This is a genomic window from Finegoldia magna ATCC 29328 (genome assembly GCF_000010185.1).
GTDB lineage: Bacteria > Bacillota > Clostridia > Tissierellales > Peptoniphilaceae > Finegoldia > Finegoldia magna_H.
This window is the reverse complement of the sequence record NC_010376.1, coordinates 1,510,762-1,526,405: the sequence shown is the minus strand read 5'-3', so window position 1 is coordinate 1,526,405 and position 15,644 is coordinate 1,510,762. Positions and strand designations below refer to the sequence as shown.

16 protein-coding genes are annotated in these 15,644 nt (G+C 35.2%); 15 read left to right on the top strand and 1 reads right to left on the bottom strand.

The features are described 5' to 3' along the window. Positions 1-2: 2 nt before the first annotated feature. The 10 genes from FMG_RS07285 (at position 3) to FMG_RS07235 (ending at position 8,292) form a co-directional block, all read left to right on the top strand. Positions 3-641, top strand: a complete 639-nt coding sequence (locus FMG_RS07285; protein ID WP_012291044.1) for a DUF4428 domain-containing protein — start codon at positions 3-5, stop codon at positions 639-641. 179 nt (positions 642-820) lie between these two features. Then, positions 821-1,429, top strand: a complete 609-nt coding sequence (locus FMG_RS07280; RefSeq protein WP_012291043.1) for a class I SAM-dependent methyltransferase — start codon at positions 821-823, stop codon at positions 1,427-1,429. Positions 1,430-1,456: 27 nt separating this feature from the next. Then, positions 1,457-2,083, top strand: a complete 627-nt coding sequence (locus FMG_RS07275) for an L-2-amino-thiazoline-4-carboxylic acid hydrolase (protein WP_012291042.1) — start codon at positions 1,457-1,459, stop codon at positions 2,081-2,083. Between the two features lie 68 nt (positions 2,084-2,151). Next, complete coding sequence (locus FMG_RS07270) at positions 2,152-3,090, top strand: alpha/beta hydrolase (RefSeq protein ID WP_012291041.1); 939 nt, start codon at positions 2,152-2,154, stop codon at positions 3,088-3,090. A 13-nt stretch (positions 3,091-3,103) separates the two neighbouring features. Further along, a complete protein-coding gene (locus tag FMG_RS07265; RefSeq protein WP_012291040.1) occupies positions 3,104-3,595 on the top strand; it encodes a methyltransferase family protein in 492 nt (163 codons plus the stop codon). 170 nt (positions 3,596-3,765) lie between these two features. Continuing rightward, positions 3,766-4,017, top strand: a complete 252-nt coding sequence (locus tag FMG_RS07260; protein WP_041250618.1) for a hypothetical protein — start codon at positions 3,766-3,768, stop codon at positions 4,015-4,017. After that, positions 3,983-5,491 carry a type I restriction-modification system subunit M gene (locus FMG_RS07255; RefSeq protein WP_012291037.1) on the top strand — a complete coding sequence of 503 codons (1,509 nt, stop codon included), beginning with the start codon at positions 3,983-3,985 and terminating at the stop codon, positions 5,489-5,491. The genes FMG_RS07260 and FMG_RS07255 overlap by 35 nt, the downstream gene beginning before the upstream one ends. Next, positions 5,481-6,650, top strand: a complete 1,170-nt coding sequence (locus FMG_RS09610; protein ID WP_158297416.1) for a restriction endonuclease subunit S — start codon at positions 5,481-5,483, stop codon at positions 6,648-6,650. Before FMG_RS07255 ends, FMG_RS09610 begins: the two co-directional genes overlap by 11 nt. A 103-nt stretch (positions 6,651-6,753) precedes the next feature. Then, positions 6,754-7,737 (top strand): site-specific tyrosine recombinase/integron integrase, encoded by a 984-nt coding sequence (gene xerA, locus FMG_RS07240; protein ID WP_012291035.1) that lies wholly within the window; start codon positions 6,754-6,756, stop codon positions 7,735-7,737. Positions 7,738-7,749: 12 nt separating this feature from the next. Then, positions 7,750-8,292, top strand: a complete 543-nt coding sequence (locus FMG_RS07235; protein ID WP_012291034.1) for a restriction endonuclease subunit S — start codon at positions 7,750-7,752, stop codon at positions 8,290-8,292. Here the strand turns inward: FMG_RS07235 and FMG_RS07230 are convergent. Continuing rightward, the gene (locus tag FMG_RS07230) at positions 8,289-8,939 is read right to left on the bottom strand and encodes a restriction endonuclease subunit S (protein WP_050716643.1); all 651 of its coding nucleotides are present in this window, start codon (positions 8,937-8,939) and stop codon (positions 8,289-8,291) included. The two genes, FMG_RS07235 and FMG_RS07230, sit on opposite strands and share 4 nt — an antisense overlap. Positions 8,940-9,053: 114 nt before the next feature. On the opposite strand from FMG_RS07230, the gene FMG_RS07225 reads away from it, so the two are divergent. The 5 genes from FMG_RS07225 to FMG_RS07210 all read left to right on the top strand — a co-directional run bounded on the left by FMG_RS07225 (position 9,054) and on the right by FMG_RS07210 (position 15,639). Further along, positions 9,054-12,191: a type I restriction endonuclease subunit R gene (locus FMG_RS07225; RefSeq protein WP_012291032.1), complete on the top strand. Its 3,138-nt coding sequence runs from the start codon at positions 9,054-9,056 to the stop codon at positions 12,189-12,191. 8 nt (positions 12,192-12,199) lie between these two features. Further along, positions 12,200-14,269, top strand: coding sequence for a DUF262 and DUF1524 domain-containing protein (locus FMG_RS07220; protein ID WP_012291031.1), 2,070 nt, complete (start codon positions 12,200-12,202; stop codon positions 14,267-14,269). A gap of 112 nt (positions 14,270-14,381) precedes the next feature. Further along, entirely contained in the window at positions 14,382-14,555 is a 174-nt protein-coding gene (locus FMG_RS09735) for a hypothetical protein (protein ID WP_158297415.1), read from the top strand. A gap of 99 nt (positions 14,556-14,654) precedes the next feature. Next, on the top strand, positions 14,655-15,326 hold the full coding sequence (locus FMG_RS07215) for an MgtC/SapB family protein (protein WP_012291030.1): 672 nt from the start codon (positions 14,655-14,657) through the stop codon (positions 15,324-15,326). 4 nt (positions 15,327-15,330) lie between these two features. Continuing rightward, positions 15,331-15,639: a hypothetical protein gene (locus FMG_RS07210; protein ID WP_041250617.1), complete on the top strand. Its 309-nt coding sequence runs from the start codon at positions 15,331-15,333 to the stop codon at positions 15,637-15,639. Positions 15,640-15,644 lie beyond the last annotated feature (5 nt).

Here is a 15,644-nt window from a genome sequence, read left to right as displayed (position 1 = left end):
TCATGAAATTATTCGGTAAAAAAGAAAAAAAATTATGTCCAATATGCGGCAAAGAATTGAAGTTGTTTAGCAGTGTAGCTGTAGATGATGGAGAAATCTGTAGTGATTGTGAGAAAATGCTGCGTGGTAAATTCAATATCACTGAATATTGGAAACAAAGATGGGGCACTGATGGCTACGATCGAGCAGATTATGTTTTAAAAACCAAAGATCCTTTGAAAGTTATGACAGTAGCTGAAATTACAGAAATGGTTAAGTCAATGAAAGAAGAGCAAGCACAGATTATCGAGGATGTAGGTTCCAATTATGCTAATGTAGCCAAAGCCGATAATTGCTTTTCAATTGCACCGAAGGCGACAAAAGTGGGATTAAAACGCGCGAAAGCTTATAAGAACAGATTCGTGGCTACTTGTCAAATCATAACTGGTGAATTTGCCAAAGATGATACGGTTACAGTTACTACAAACGGGGAAAATATCACAACGAGTATTCTAGATGTTATTGAATGCAGTAATAGCTCAACATTTGAGACAATGCTCGAAGCCAATATGGGCAAGCATAAGGCTGGAGCGAAAACAAGTGCATGGATTCTCTTGGATCTAACGGAAGGTGTACGTGAAGGCAGTCTGATTCAAAAGTAACCAAGAACTCAACAGGGATAGAAAATTCTATCTCTGTTTTTTTGTTCTACTAATCTGAATGATGTATTTACGGTAAAAATATAAATTTTTAAAAACGCTATTTTGTCGTAAAAACATGAAATTAAGAAGAAAAAACGTGGTATAATATAGATGAGAATAAGTATCAAGAGGAGGGGAAAATGTTTAAGCGTTTTTTTGAAAATTTTAGAAAACCGAAAGACAATTTTGGCGGCAGATTTATGTTAAAAAGCATGAATAGAGGACATGAAAAATTGGCAAGTTGGGGAAGGTCTTACATAAACATTGAAAACGATTATATTGTCCTAGATTTGGGCTGCGGCGGGGGTCGTAACATAGAACATTTTTTAACTAAAGCAAAAAAAGTTTACGGAATTGACCACTCAGAAACAAGTGTAAAGATGGCTAGTGAGATAAATAAAGAAGCGATTGAGTCTGGAAGATGCGGAATTTTTCTGGGAGACGTAAAAAGCCTTCCTTTTGAAGATGAATCCATAGATATCGTCACAGCGTTTGAAACTATTTATTTTTGGAATGACATAGAAGAATGTTTTAAAGAAATTTATCGTGTGCTTAAAAAGGGCGGACAATTTTTAATATGCAATGAAGTTTCATCTATGAAAAGAAGAGATGTAAAAAAATTAGCGCACATGATAGAAATGGAAGTATACACACCCGACGACTTAACAAGAATGCTTGGAAAATTGGGATTTAATTTTGAATATCATTTAGATAGAAAACAACAACTCGTATTTATCGCAAGAAAATAGGAAAGACAAAGAAAGGCAAGGATAAAAATGAAATATCACAGTTTTTATTTCTATCAGTTTCGACATCCTATGAAAAAAGTTTTGGTGGAAAGATATGGAAGTAAGTATGCTAGGGATATCCTCAAAAAAAGCAAAAAAATTTATCGAAAACTAGTAGAAGAAGCAGATGATATCGGAGATGATAATCCAATGGCATACAATGAGATGTTCGCTCTTGTATTTGTTGCGCCATATTTAGCAAGTGAAAAAGAAATTCCTCCAGAGACCATCCAGGAAATGATGCGTCGCTCTTTGTATTTTGTCAAATGGTTTTTTTCATTAACTAATCTAAATACTAAGAGAGGAAAAGAGGCTAATAAGAAAAATATAGTTAAGTATTATAAATGGTATACAGAAGAAAAAGAAAAGCTCTATCCCACATCATTTAAGGTCGATTTTCAGGGAGAGCCATATGAGGGCGCTTGTTATTACAGAATTACTCGTTGTCCTATTTGTACATATACTAAAAAGCTTGGGGTACATGAATTAATGCCGCTATTCTGTGAATTGGATGAGGTTATGATAAGTCTTCAACATGGAGTTTTACATAGAAAAGGCACGATAGCAAATGGAGCAGATTGTTGTGATTATTTTATCACAGGTGATAGAGAATGAACCAATTTTATATTAATAAGAAATTGGTAAAGTTTGTGATTAATTTATTATTATTGGAGTAGAATAAAATGAGCTTAACTTATAAAATTGCATCGACAATAGTAAGACTTATCGGAGTCAAAAAAATGTTTTTAAAGAACAAAGAAGAGATGCTTGAGTATGCAAAAAGTGAAAATGCAAAAATAGTATTTGATTTAGAAAAGGCAAAGGCAAGGGCTACGAGAAAGAATTATTATCTTTTTGATAGGGATGTTATGGGATACAGACTGATTTCATATCAAAAAAATCAAACGCCCGACGACGGTGCAGTTCTTTATCTATTTGGCGGAGGAATGATAACACAACCGAATAAACTGGATTTTAAATTATCGGAAAGAATAATGGAACAAACCGGAAAAGATGTTTGGTTTTTATTTTATCCACTATGTTCAGAAAATGTAAAGATAGATAAGACATATGAAGTATCATTTGAAGCGTATAGGCTTATGACCGAAAGTTACAAGGCAGAAAACATCAGCGTCCTTGGATTTTCATCAGGGGCTTGTCTATCACTAGGGATTTTTTTGCATAACAATGCCGTAGGAAGACCACTTCCGATGCCAGGCAAGATTATTTCGGTATCTCCAGGAGGAATTCCAGATGTAACTGTCGATGAAAACAAAGAAATTTGGGAAAGAGTAAATGCACTTAACTACAAGGATGTAATGATTGATCCGACGTACATTAAAACAGCAAGAGAAATCGCAAAAGGAGATGAAGACATACCTGAATATATGTTAGATGGAACTGTAGGAGATTTTACCGATTTTCCGAAAACATATTTTTATTTCGGAGAAAATGAATGCCTCTATGCCTTTGCGCAAACCTTTAAAAAAGCAATGGAAAAATATCACGTTCCATACGAAATTATTGTTGGAAAAGGAATGTGCCACTGCTATCCGTTGGCGAGATTTTTTAAAGAAGGAAGAGAAGCACAGGATGAAATTATTGAATTGTTAGGACAATAATTGAGGACAGACAATGAAATCACAAGAATTTAAAATGCCGATATTCGGTGTCGGGCCAATATATGTAATAACATGTCTAATCCTTACAATCGCTGGGATATGGCTTCATCTCAATGGATACATTTATCAAGGAAACATGATTAAAGGCAAAATATTTTTTATCATAGTTGGAATATTCATGATCCTTTTAGGAATATATTTATGGGTACAAGCGGTAATAGTTCAGAAAATAAATAAAAAAGTTACAGAAAAAAAGTTGATAACAACAGGAGTATACAGCATAGTAAGAAATCCTGTTTATTCAGCATTTACAATTATATTCACAGGTATACTTTTATTTACAGCAAACTATATTTTATTAATACTTCCATTTGCATTTTGGGCTTTTTTAACAATATTAATGAAAAACACAGAAGAAAAATGGTTAAAAAATGAATTTGGAGAAGAATATAAAATATATTTAAAACAAGTAAATCGAGTAATACCACGGATCAGAAGAAAATAAAATTAATCTTATGCAAGCATCTACAGTTGTAGGTGCTTTTTTATGGATAATTTTAGGAAGAGATAATATTATCATTTACAAGGACTATCTTATTCAAGTAGATATGCTATATAATATAAGCATACAATTAACATAATTGTACAAATCAAGGATTTATGGGTGGTGACAAAATGGGTAAAATATTGAACAAGAAACAAATGATTGAAGAAGATATTAAACTTCATTATATTACACCGTCTATAATGAGAAGATGTGAAAATGTTATAACTGATGTTTTGCTTCGTATATGTGAAGCATTAAACTGCAATTTACAATATATTGTAGAGCACGTGCTCATTAATAATGAAAATAAAAAGACTGAAAGAATAACTGATCGGAGGAGAAAAAATGGCAGAAAAAACAAATGCCAACATTGGCTTTGAAAAACAAATCTGGGATGCAGCGTGCGTTCTTTGGGGACATATTCCGGCAGCAGAATATAGAAAGGTAATCATTGGTCTTATCTTTCTAAGATACATTTCTACTGCTTTTGAACAAAGATATAAAGAACTTGTAGAAGAAGGCGATGGATTTGAAGATGATCGCGATGCTTATACAATGGAGAATATATTTTTTGTTCCAAAAGAAGCAAGATGGAGCACAATTGCAGCTGCGGCTCATAGCCCTGAGATTGGAACAGTTATCGATAGTGCTATGAGAGCAATCGAAACTGAAAACAAGAATCTTAAAAATGTTCTTCCTAAGAATTATGGAAGTCCTGATCTTGATAAGAAAGTATTAGGAGATGTTGTTGATATCTTTACCAATAACATTGATATGTCAGATACAGAAGCAAGCGAAGATTTACTCGGCCGTACATATGAATATTGCATTGCACAGTTTGCAGAAAAAGAAGGTGTAGGTGGTGGAGAATTTTATACGCCATCAAGCGTTGTAAAAACACTTGTATCTATCTTAAAACCTTTTGAAAATTGTCGAGTATATGATTGCTGTTGTGGGTCAGGGGGAATGTTTGTACAAAGTGAGAAGTTCCTTGAAGCACATGGAGCAAAGAGAGGAGCTATCTCTGTATATGGTCAGGAAGCAAATCCGGATACTTGGAAGATGGCTAAGATGAACATGGCTATTCGTGGTATTGATGCAGACTTTGGTCCTTATAATGCGGATACATTTTCAAATGATTTACATCCAACCTTAAAGGCGGATTTTATCCTTGCAAATCCACCATTCAATTATCATCCTTGGGGACAACAAGCTTTACAGGATGATAAACGTTGGAAGTATGGCTTGCCACCTGCAGGTAATGCAAACTATGCATGGATTCAACATATGATTCATCACCTTGCACCAAATGGAAAGATTGGTCTCGTACTAGCAAATGGTGCTTTATCAACTCAGACAAGTGGTGAAGGTACAATTAGAAAGAAAATTATAGAGGATGACTTAATTGAAGGTATCGTAGCGATGCCTACCCAACTGTTCTATAGCGTAACAATTCCAGTTACTCTGTGGTTCATTTCAAAGAATAAGAAGCAAAAAGGAAAGACCCTCTTCATAGATGCTCGCAAGATGGGACACATGGTTGACCGTAAGCATAGAGATTTTGATGAAGAAGATATCCAAAAGTTAGCTGATACTTTCACGGCTTTCCAAAATGGAACACTTGAAGATGTTAAAGGCTTCTGTGCAGTGGCTTCACTTGAAGATATTGCAAAACAGGATTATATCCTTACCCCTGGACGCTATGTTGGAATTGAAGAGCAAGAAGATGATGGAGAACCATTTGAAGAAAAGATGGCAAGACTTACTTCTGAACTTTCAGATATGTTCGAAAAATCTCATGAACTCGAAGATGAAATCAGAAGAAAGCTGGGGGCGATTGGTTATGAGATATAAAGATACAGAAGTCGGTATTATTCCGGAATCATGGGAAGTGAAACAGATTAAAGAAGTTACAGAAATTGTTACAGATTATGTTGCGAATGGAAGCTTTGCTTCATTAGCTGAAAATGTTAAGTATAAAGATGAGCCGGATGAAGCAGTACTAATTCGCTTAGTTGACTACAATAATGACTTCAACGGGAAATTTGTATTTATCGATTCGCATGCATATGAATTTTTAGGAAAGAGTAAGCTGTTTGGCGGTGAAATTATCATATCAAACGTAGGTGCGAAAGTAGGAACGGTTTTTCGCTGTCCAACTTTGAAATATAAAATGAGTTTGGCTCCTAACTCAGTTATGGTTAAATTCAAAGAAAATGATGACTTTTATTTTCATTGGCTAAGAGGGTATAATGGCCAAAGCATGCTCAAGTCAATTGTTACTGGAAGTGCTCAGCCTAAATTCAATAAAACCAACTTTCGAGAAATGCTAGTTCCAGTACCACCCGTAGAAGAACAAACTAAAATAGCCAATATATTAAATTCGATAGATGAGAAAATTGATTTGAATAATGGAATAAATAAGAATTTAGAGCAACAAGCCTTTGCTATATTTAACGAGATGTTTGTTGACTCGATTTATGGTGAAAATTTTGTAGGAGATATTCTCACACCTAATCGAGGCAAAGGACTATTGTCCAAAGATGCAGTTCCTGGCAATGTTCCAGTCGTAGCAGGTGGATTAGAACCAGCTACATATCATAATCAATCAAATACGGTTGCTCCCGTACTAACAATTTCTGCTTCAGGAGCTAATGCTGGATACGTTAATTTATGGAATATTCCAGTCTGGTCATCTGATTCTTCTTTTATTGACACCAATATGACAGAGAATGTTTATTTTTGGTATGCAATGCTTAAATCACGCCAGTCTGAAATATTTGATGCACAGACAGGCTCTGCTCAACCACATATTTATCCAAAGCATATTGCCAGATTACCGATGGGCAATATTAGACCTGATGAAATTAATCAATACACTGTATTAGTATCACCTTTGTTTGAAGCAATTGGTGCTAATAAGGAAGAAAATTTAAGTCTTGCTTCAATGAGAGATGCTTTGCTTCCAAAACTCATGTCTGGCGAAATTGATGTAACTAACATCGACCTTTAAGACGCTAAATTCTTATTTATACTAATAACTTCTGAGAGTGGCAGAAGCTAATATGGGGACTGCCACTCCGTAGTCATTCTCTAGTAACAAAGGAGAATAGACTATGAAACAAAAATTAATCAATGAAGTTGTACAAGGAATGCTTGGATACATCAACAATGCACAGCTTCAAAAACTAGAACAAATATTAGAACATGCACTTTTAGATAAAGAAATTGTTGAAAGTTATAGTGTGCAGGAAGACACAAGTGAAGATTTACTCGAAAACTTTTTATCTGCAAAAAGGATTGAAGGTTGTTCTGAAAAGTCACTTGTGTATTATAGAAACACAATTCAAGCAATGCGTGATAAAGTTGAAAAACCTGTCAGAGAAATCGAAACTAATGATTTGAGAGAGTATCTCACAGGATATCAGAAAGAAAAGAATTCAAGCAAGGTTACAATTGACAATATCCGACGTATTTTTTCCAGTTTCTTCTCGTGGTTGGAAGATGAGGATTATATAATTAAAAGCCCGGTTAGAAGAATACATCGAGTAAAGTCGGCTACGACTATAAAGGAGACGTACTCAGATGAAAATTTGGAAACAATGAGAGATAGCTGCTCTGAATTACGAGATCTTGCTTTGATTGATATTCTGGCTTCGACCGGAATGCGAATTGGAGAATTGGTGCATTTAAACCGAAAGGATATTAACTTCGAAGAAAGAGAATGCGTGGTATTTGGTAAGGGTAGCAAAGAAAGAATGGTATACTTTGATGCAAGAACCAAGATTCATTTGCAAGAGTATCTGAATAGCAGAAAGGACGACAATCCTGCACTGTTCGTGTCTTTAAAGGCTCCATATGATAGAATGAAAATAGGTGGAATTGAAGCAAGGCTTAGAGGAATAGGTAGAAACCTTGGAATAGAAAAGGTTCATCCGCATAAGTTCAGACGAACACTTGCTACAATGGCTATTGATAAGGGAATGCCAATAGAGCAGTTGCAACAGCTTCTGGGGCATAAACGAATAGATACGACATTGCAATATGCAATGGTAAAACAGAGTAATGTTAAAATTGCTCATAGGAAATATATAGGTTAGGAGGCTGAACAAATGCTAGAATGGAAGAAGGTCACTATTGGTGATTTATGCGATACAATTTCAGATACCTATAGAGGAAATGCTGATGAGGTGATATTAGTGAATACCTCAGATGTACTTGAAGGTAAAGTTTTAAATCATGAGAAAGTTCCAAATAAAAATTTAAAAGGACAGTTTAAAAAGACGTTCAAAAAGAATGATATTTTATATTCAGAGATTCGCCCAGCGAATAAAAGATTTGCCTATATCGATTTTGAAGATACCAGTAATTACATTGCCTCCACAAAGCTGATGGTGCTTCGTCCGAGGGTCGATGTTGTATTACCTGGGTTTTTATTTGCATTACTGAAATCAGAAAGAATGCTAGAAGAATTACAGCATTTAGCAGTAACAAGATCGGGTACTTTCCCTCAGATTACTTTTAAATCTGAATTGTCTACAATGCCTGTAGCGCTTCCGGATTTTGATTCGCAAAAAAGAATAGTAAGTATTCTTGAAGCGATTGAAGGGAAAATGAACCAGAACGTTCAGATAAATAAGAATTTAGCGGCTTAAATGTCAATATCGGAGACATCAAGTTCACCGGACATTAATTGTGGCAGTAAAGAATCACGTAAGCTGGAAAGTTTCTCGTTTTCCAACCCATTATAGAAAATCTTATCAAAATATTTGTGACAGATATCTTCAAACTCACAAGCATCATCAAACGACGGAATTCTAATTTTCTCAGTTGATAAGAACCCTTTTAAATCTAGATTTTTTATGCCAGTTGTTCCGTTCTCATAAAGAAAAAAGACATTGAGATCATATAAATACTGCCAATAGAAATACAAAAACATGCTGTATCCGTTCTTTGGCTTCATTGCTCTACAGAAATTAGTGCATACCATTTCTTGATCATAACGATCTAGAAGTGATTGTGAAACGGCAGCTACTCTTCCAGTGGATTGCGTAGGACTACCTCCTGAAATTTCTACAACAACATCACCTGGAGTTAATATCTTCTTTGCATAATTCTTGGGAAGAATATATCTTGTTGGCATTTTACCTTTATTCCCTACCTTGATCTCTGGAATATCCGCACCACGCATACAGTAAACTTGCTCTGTATAGTTACCTGTGGGGGCTTCCTTTCCCCAATCACCACCTAATGTGGCATCAACTATCTCAGAAAAGGTCCCATTTTTCCATGTTGATGACAAAGGAACATCTATGAAGCGAGCTTTGAATATAGTTTGCAGCTGTTGCTCTAAATTCTTATTTATCACTCGAATGATAAGATACAAACATAAAAACAAACAAAGGAGTTGAAACATATGTCAGGATTTTATACCGAAGCAGACTATGAAAAATCAATAATAGAGCTGTTTCAAGAAATGGGATATCGCTATGTATATGCGCCGGGTTTAGAGCGTGATTTACACAGCCCATTATATGAAAAAGAATTAGAGGATGCATTATATCGTCTGAACCCGGATATGTCGGATGATGCGATAAGAGATGCTCTCTATAAATTGCATAATTTCGAGAATGGTGAATTAGTACAGAAGAATGCTGTCTTTATGGACTATATTCAGCATGGTATTGAAGTTCGCTATTTTGTAAAGGGTGAGGAACGTTCTGGTATCGTATATTTGGTTGACTACAGTAATCCTGACAATAACTCCTATGTAGTCGCTAATCAGTGGACTTTCGTTGAAAATAGTAATAAGCGTTTGGATGTGCTTTTGTTCTTGAACGGACTTCCTGTCGTTCTTGTTGAGTTAAAATCTCCATCAAGAGAAGAAACGGCTGCTTCTGAAGCATATTTACAGATTAGAAATTATATGCATGAGATTCCGTCCATGTTTATCTATAACTGTATCTGCGTTATGAGTGATCATTTGACATCAAAAGCAGGAACTATCACATCAGGAGAAGACCGCTTTATGGAGTGGAAAACTAAAGATGGAAATTATGAAAATACGCAGTATGCTCAATTTGATACTTTCTTTGAAGGAATGTTTGAGAGAGCACGCTTGCTTGATATTATAAAAAACTTCATTTGTTTCTCAAATGAAGGATTAAAACGTTTCAAAATTTTAGCAGGATACCATCAGTATTTTGCGGTAAACAAAGCTATTGAATCTTCAAAGCATGCTTGCGAAACTGACGGTAAAGGCGGTGTGTTCTGGCATACACAGGGAAGCGGTAAATCCTTATCTATGGTATTTTATGCGCATTTATTACAGACTGCATTGAATAGCCCAACTATCGTTGTCATTACAGATCGTAACGACCTTGATGATCAGCTTTATGGTCAGTTTATGAAGTGTAAAGATTTCCTTAGGCAAGAACCAGTGCATGCTTCAAGTAGGGCAAACCTGAAAGAACTTCTTGAAGGTAGACAGGTCAATGGAATCATCTTTACGACTATGCAGAAGTTTGAGGAATCCTTCGAATGTCTGTCTGAACGTAGAAATATTATTGTTATGGCAGATGAGGCGCACAGAGGTCAGTATGGATTAAAAGAGCGAGTAGATGAAAAGACTGGTGAAATTAAAATCGGTTCTGCTCGTATTATTCGTAATGCTTTACCGAATGCAACCTATATTGGATTTACCGGTACTCCGGTATCTATGAAAGACAGAAATACGAGAGAAGTATTCGGAGATTATATTGATATCTATGACATGACTCAGGCAGTAGAGGATGGTGCTACAAGACCTGTTTATTACGAGAGTCGTGTTATGAAGTTGAAGCTTGATGAGCAGACATTGCATCTTATTGATCAGGAATATGATGTTATGGCTGAAAATGCTGATGTTTATGTCATTGAAAAGAGTAAAAAAGAACTTGGACAGATGGAAGCTATCCTTGGCAATGACAAGACGATAGATTCTCTTGTTGATGATATCCTTGATCACTATGAGAATTACAGAGAAAACTTGCTTACTGGTAAAGCGATGATAGTTGCATATTCGCGTCCAATTGCTATGAAGATTTACAAGAAAATTCTTGAACTTCGTCCAGGTTGGACTGATAAGGTTGCGGTGGTAATGACTAACAGCAATAAAGATCCGGAAGACTGGAGTCATATAATCGGAAATAAGCGCCACAAAGACGAGCTAGCAATGTCTTTTAAAGATGATGAAAGTCCATTAAAAATCGCCATTGTCGTAGATATGTGGCTTACAGGATTTGATGTTCCTTCTCTTGCAACAATGTATGTCTATAAGCCAATGCATGGATATAACTTGATGCAGGCTATTGCTAGAGTAAATCGTGTGTTTGGAGATAAAGAAGGTGGTTTAGTTGTAGATTATGTAGGTATTGCATCTGCATTGAAACAGGCCATGAATGATTATACTGCGCGTGATAAGAAGAACTACGGAGATACTGATGTTGCTAAGGTGGCATATCCTAAGTTCCTAGAAAAGCTTTCAATCTGTCGAGATTTGTTCCATGGATACGATTATTCTAAGTTCATGGAAGGAACTGATCTTGAAAGATCAAGAGCTATTAGCGGTGCGGTTAACTTTATTGTTGCACCAATTAGAAAAAAAGAACGCGAGGACTACTTAAAAGAAGCGCTTCTTTTGAAGCAGGCTTTATCATTGTGTTCATCGCTTGCAGAAAGAGAACTCCGTATTGAAGCTGCATTTTTTGAGTCAGTTAGAGTTCTAGTTACAAGAATTATGAATCAGGGAGAAGGAAAGAAAATATCTCTTCATGAAATAAATGCACGCATCAATGAGCTGCTTAAAGCGAGTGTAAAGAGTGAAGGCGTTATTAACCTTTTTTCTGATGTGTCTGGCGGGTTTAATTTGTTTGATCCTAAGTTCTTAGATGAAATTTCTAAGATGAAAGAAAAAAACCTCGCAGTGGAATTACTTAAGAAGTTGATCTCTGAACAGGTAAAGATATACAAGCATACGAACGTTGTAAAGTCTAAAAAATTCAGTGAAATCATCCAACAGGCAATGAATGCATACCTTAATGGAATGCTTACAAATGAGCAGGTAATTGAAGAACTTCTTAACCTTGCCAAACAGATTGCAGAGGCTCACAAAGAAGGCGAACAGCTTGGCCTTACTGCAGATGAGCTTGCATTCTATGATGCACTTACAAAGCCACAGGCCATCAAGGACTTTTATGAAAATGAAGAATTAATTGCTATTACTAAGGAACTAGCAGATACACTTAGAAAGAATCGTACTATTGATTGGCAGAAGCGTGATTCTGCAAGAGCTAGAATGCGTATGATGATCAAGAAACTTCTTAGAAGCCATAGATATCCACCTGATGGAATGGATGATGCTGTAGAAACTGTAATGACTCAGTGTGAGCTTTGGACAGATAATTCTGATATGGAAGGGAATATGGAATCAAATAATAAGATAAACTATTCACTTAATCTAGATACACACTTGATGGTTGCAGACGAATCTAGCAATTACGGGAATAGGAGATAGGAGAAAAAATGGACGCAACCAAAGGAAATATTTATGCTATTTTAAATGGTAATAAACAATTTTTGATACCTGTATATCAACGCTATTATAGTTGGGATCTATCACAGTGTCAAAGACTGTGGACAGATATTGTTGATATGCAAAAGAAAAACAAACCTGGACATTTTGTTGGCTCCATTGTAAATATTGCAGAGCAGGCAATGCCAACAGGTGTTCAAAAATATATGATTATTGATGGTCAACAGAGAATTACAACCCTAACTTTGCTGTTAATTGCGTTGCGCGACTATGCAGAAAAACATCCTGAAGGACAGATGATCAATGCAAGGCGAATAGATAATACACTGCTTAAAAATGAGTACGAGGATGGGGATGACAGATATAAGCTTTTGTTGACGGAAACAGATCGTGATATATTGGTCTGTTTGATCGAAAAGAAACCAATCAAGATGGATACAAAATCTCGTTTGCTTACTAATTTGAAATTCTTCGCTGATCAAATTGAAAAGCTGGAAATTAAGCCGGAAGAAGTATATGAATCAATCGGAAAGCTCCAAATTGTCAATATTACACTTGATAGAGCTTTGGATGATGCACAGGCTATATTTGAAAGCTTGAATTCTACAGGTAAAGAATTAACAGAATCAGATTTGATTAGAAATTATGTTTTGATGGGACTTGAGCCTTTAGAACAGAGATACGTATATGAACATCTGTGGAGACCGATGGAATTATTATTTGATTATGAAAAGCAGGAATCCACTATGGACAAATTCTTCAGAGACTATCTTACAATGAAACTTACTAGAATTCCAAAGCAGGATCATGTATATGAAGAATTTAAGCATTATCATTTGAATTGTGAATTTGGAAGTATCAGAGAGCTTTGCCAAGATCTATTAGATTATGCTGACTATTATACAAGAATGATTTTTGCAAGAAGTTCAGATCCTGTTTTGAAGAATTTATATGAAGATATCATAGAACTTAGAATGGAAGTAGCATATCCATTTTTGCTTAAGGTACATAGCGATAAAAACATTGGATTAATTGATGATGCAAGTTTGAAAGAAATTTTGAACATGTGCATCAGCTATGTGCTAAGACGAAATATTTGCAAAATTCCAACTAACTCTTTAAACAAGACATTCGCAACATTCAAAAATTATGTTCGAAACGATGATTATATGAATTCAGTGAGAGCATATTTTGTGCTTCTCCAAACATATAAAGAATTTCCGGATGATGAAAAATTTGTAGCTGCATTTGTTACTCGTGATGTATACAATATGCGTCAGAGAAATTTTATTCTTCGACACTTAGAAGAGCATGAAAATAAAGTATCCATCAATATTGAGAATTTTACAATTGAACACATAATGCCTCAGAATCCCGGGTTGAGTGTGGAATGGCAAGCTGAGCTTGGATCGGAGTGGAAGGATATACAGAAGAAATATCTTCATACAATTGGAAATCTCACATTGACTGCGTATAACTCAGAGATGAGTGATCATTCCTTCATAGAAAAGGTGAATATGAGTGGTGGCTTCAAACAAAGTGCTCTTAGATTGAACAAATATGTTGTCATGCAAACATCGTGGGCCGAAAAACAGATTCTAGAGAGAGCAAAACAGCTTGCTACAAAGGCTGCTGAGATTTGGAAGTATCCTACAATCTCAAAAGCAAGTTTAGCACCATACCAAGTTAAGATAAAACCAGCAACGTCATATTCAGTTGATACCTATGATTTTAATCTTCATACTAAGACATTGTATGAACTACTTGATAAGAGAATAATGAACTTGGGTACTGATGTTCGCAGAGAATTTAAGAAGCTTTATATCGCATATAAACTTGATACAAACTTTGTCGATATCGTGGTTCAGAAGAATCAACTGTGCATTTCTATCAACATGAATTATGCGGATGTATACGACCCAGATGGAATATGCCGAGATGTTACAGGCCTAGGAAGATGGGGAAATGGAGACGTTGAAATATACTTTAAACATACCTCAGATATAGAACAGGTAATGAAAATTATCAAACAGTCATTTGATGCACAAATTGATGAATAATGTGATGAGCTAATACGAGACTTTTACTAAGAAATTTAAAAACGGTTACACTATTAAAAATTCTGGAGAACGACACAAATACAAAGCAATTTTGCAGAGTGATGGTGGCAAAATGCTTACACAAGAAATGAACATTACTTTTAAAGAGGGAAATTTAATAGGGCGAACTCTTCCAAATGGTATAACAGACCAATTTGAAATCACACAAGTAAATTATTCAAGTGATTTTATGAATATGGCTATTAAAAATGTAATTAATAATAGTAGTTTGGTTTCAGCTTGTTAATTAGTTCAAATATTTTTTGTGTAAATTCTTTTTATCCTTAGTTTCCATAAATGACTTATCCACAAAAATTATTGGGTATAAATATATAAGGAGGAATTTATGGATGTTTTTTTGGTAGCAACTAGATTAATATTAGCAGCGATACTGGGAGCCGTAATTGGAATAGAGAGAGAAATCAAGAATAGGGCTGCGGGTTTTCGAACACACATTATTGTCAGTGTTGGGGCGTGTTTGATTATGCTTATTGGAATTGATGGTATTGGTAAGTTTTCATCTGACACTGCGAGGGACACTGCGAGGATTGCGGGACAAGTTATAAGCGGTATTGGTTTTTTGGGTGCTGGTACTATTCTTCAAAAAAAGAATGCGGTAACAGGATTAACTACGGCTGCGACTTTGTGGCTATCTGCGGCGATTGGGCTTGCGGTTGGAATTGGATATTACGAAGGGGCAATCATTGCGACTGTGATTTGTCTTGTAACTTTGATTTCACTCAATAAAATCAGTGATTTGATCAACAAGAAAACTATAAAATCATATTCAATGATTTTCGATACTTATAATTTTAATCAAGATAGTTTTTATGAATTTACTTCAAAAGAAGGTGTTGAAATTAGAAAACTAGATATTATTGACGAGGAAATGGATGATAAATCTATGATTGAGGTGACTTTTTCTTTTAATAAAAATTATGATATTAACGGATTTTTCAAAAAATTAAAGTCAGAATATAATTTGCAATCTGTAAAATCGGTTGATGATGAGGGGTAGATTTATGAATAGAATTAAAAAACTTTTGCCATATTTAATGGTTAATATAATCTGTTTTTATTTGTTGACAATGCTTGTGAAAGATACGGGCAGTGGAATGTTTATTTTGTTATTTGCAATTCCTATTATAACTTTTGTGAATGCAATAATGTGTGGAAAGAAGAATTCTTTTGATATTCTGTATCCTCTTTTAGTTATGGTGATTTTCGTGCCTTACGTGATTATTTATATGAATGAAAGTGCCACGATTTATATATTTATTTACGGGGCGATTTCATTGATGGGATGTTTCGTAGGTAGCAGATTGAAATAATCCTC

Bases quoted from the DNA above. Each gene is read 5' to 3' on its own strand.
- FMG_RS07225 (WP_012291032.1), top strand. From the start codon at position 9,054: ATGTCAGGATTTTATACCGAAGCAGACTATGAAAAATCAATAATAGAG.
- FMG_RS07275 (WP_012291042.1), top strand. From the start codon at position 1,457: ATGAAATATCACAGTTTTTATTTCTATCAGTTTCGACATCCTATGAAA.
- xerA (WP_012291035.1), top strand. From the start codon at position 6,754: ATGAAACAAAAATTAATCAATGAAGTTGTACAAGGAATGCTTGGATAC.
- FMG_RS07215 (WP_012291030.1), top strand. From the start codon at position 14,655: ATGGATGTTTTTTTGGTAGCAACTAGATTAATATTAGCAGCGATACTG.
- FMG_RS07265 (WP_012291040.1), top strand. From the start codon at position 3,104: ATGAAATCACAAGAATTTAAAATGCCGATATTCGGTGTCGGGCCAATA.
- FMG_RS07270 (WP_012291041.1), top strand. From the start codon at position 2,152: ATGAGCTTAACTTATAAAATTGCATCGACAATAGTAAGACTTATCGGA.
- FMG_RS07285 (WP_012291044.1), top strand. From the start codon at position 3: ATGAAATTATTCGGTAAAAAAGAAAAAAAATTATGTCCAATATGCGGC.
- FMG_RS07210 (WP_041250617.1), top strand. From the start codon at position 15,331: ATGAATAGAATTAAAAAACTTTTGCCATATTTAATGGTTAATATAATC.
- FMG_RS09735 (WP_158297415.1), top strand. From the start codon at position 14,382: ATGCTTACACAAGAAATGAACATTACTTTTAAAGAGGGAAATTTAATA.
- FMG_RS07260 (WP_041250618.1), top strand. From the start codon at position 3,766: ATGGGTAAAATATTGAACAAGAAACAAATGATTGAAGAAGATATTAAA.
- FMG_RS07235 (WP_012291034.1), top strand. From the start codon at position 7,750: ATGCTAGAATGGAAGAAGGTCACTATTGGTGATTTATGCGATACAATT.
- FMG_RS09610 (WP_158297416.1), top strand. From the start codon at position 5,481: ATGAGATATAAAGATACAGAAGTCGGTATTATTCCGGAATCATGGGAA.
- FMG_RS07280 (WP_012291043.1), top strand. From the start codon at position 821: ATGTTTAAGCGTTTTTTTGAAAATTTTAGAAAACCGAAAGACAATTTT.
- FMG_RS07220 (WP_012291031.1), top strand. From the start codon at position 12,200: ATGGACGCAACCAAAGGAAATATTTATGCTATTTTAAATGGTAATAAA.
- FMG_RS07255 (WP_012291037.1), top strand. From the start codon at position 3,983: ATGGCAGAAAAAACAAATGCCAACATTGGCTTTGAAAAACAAATCTGG.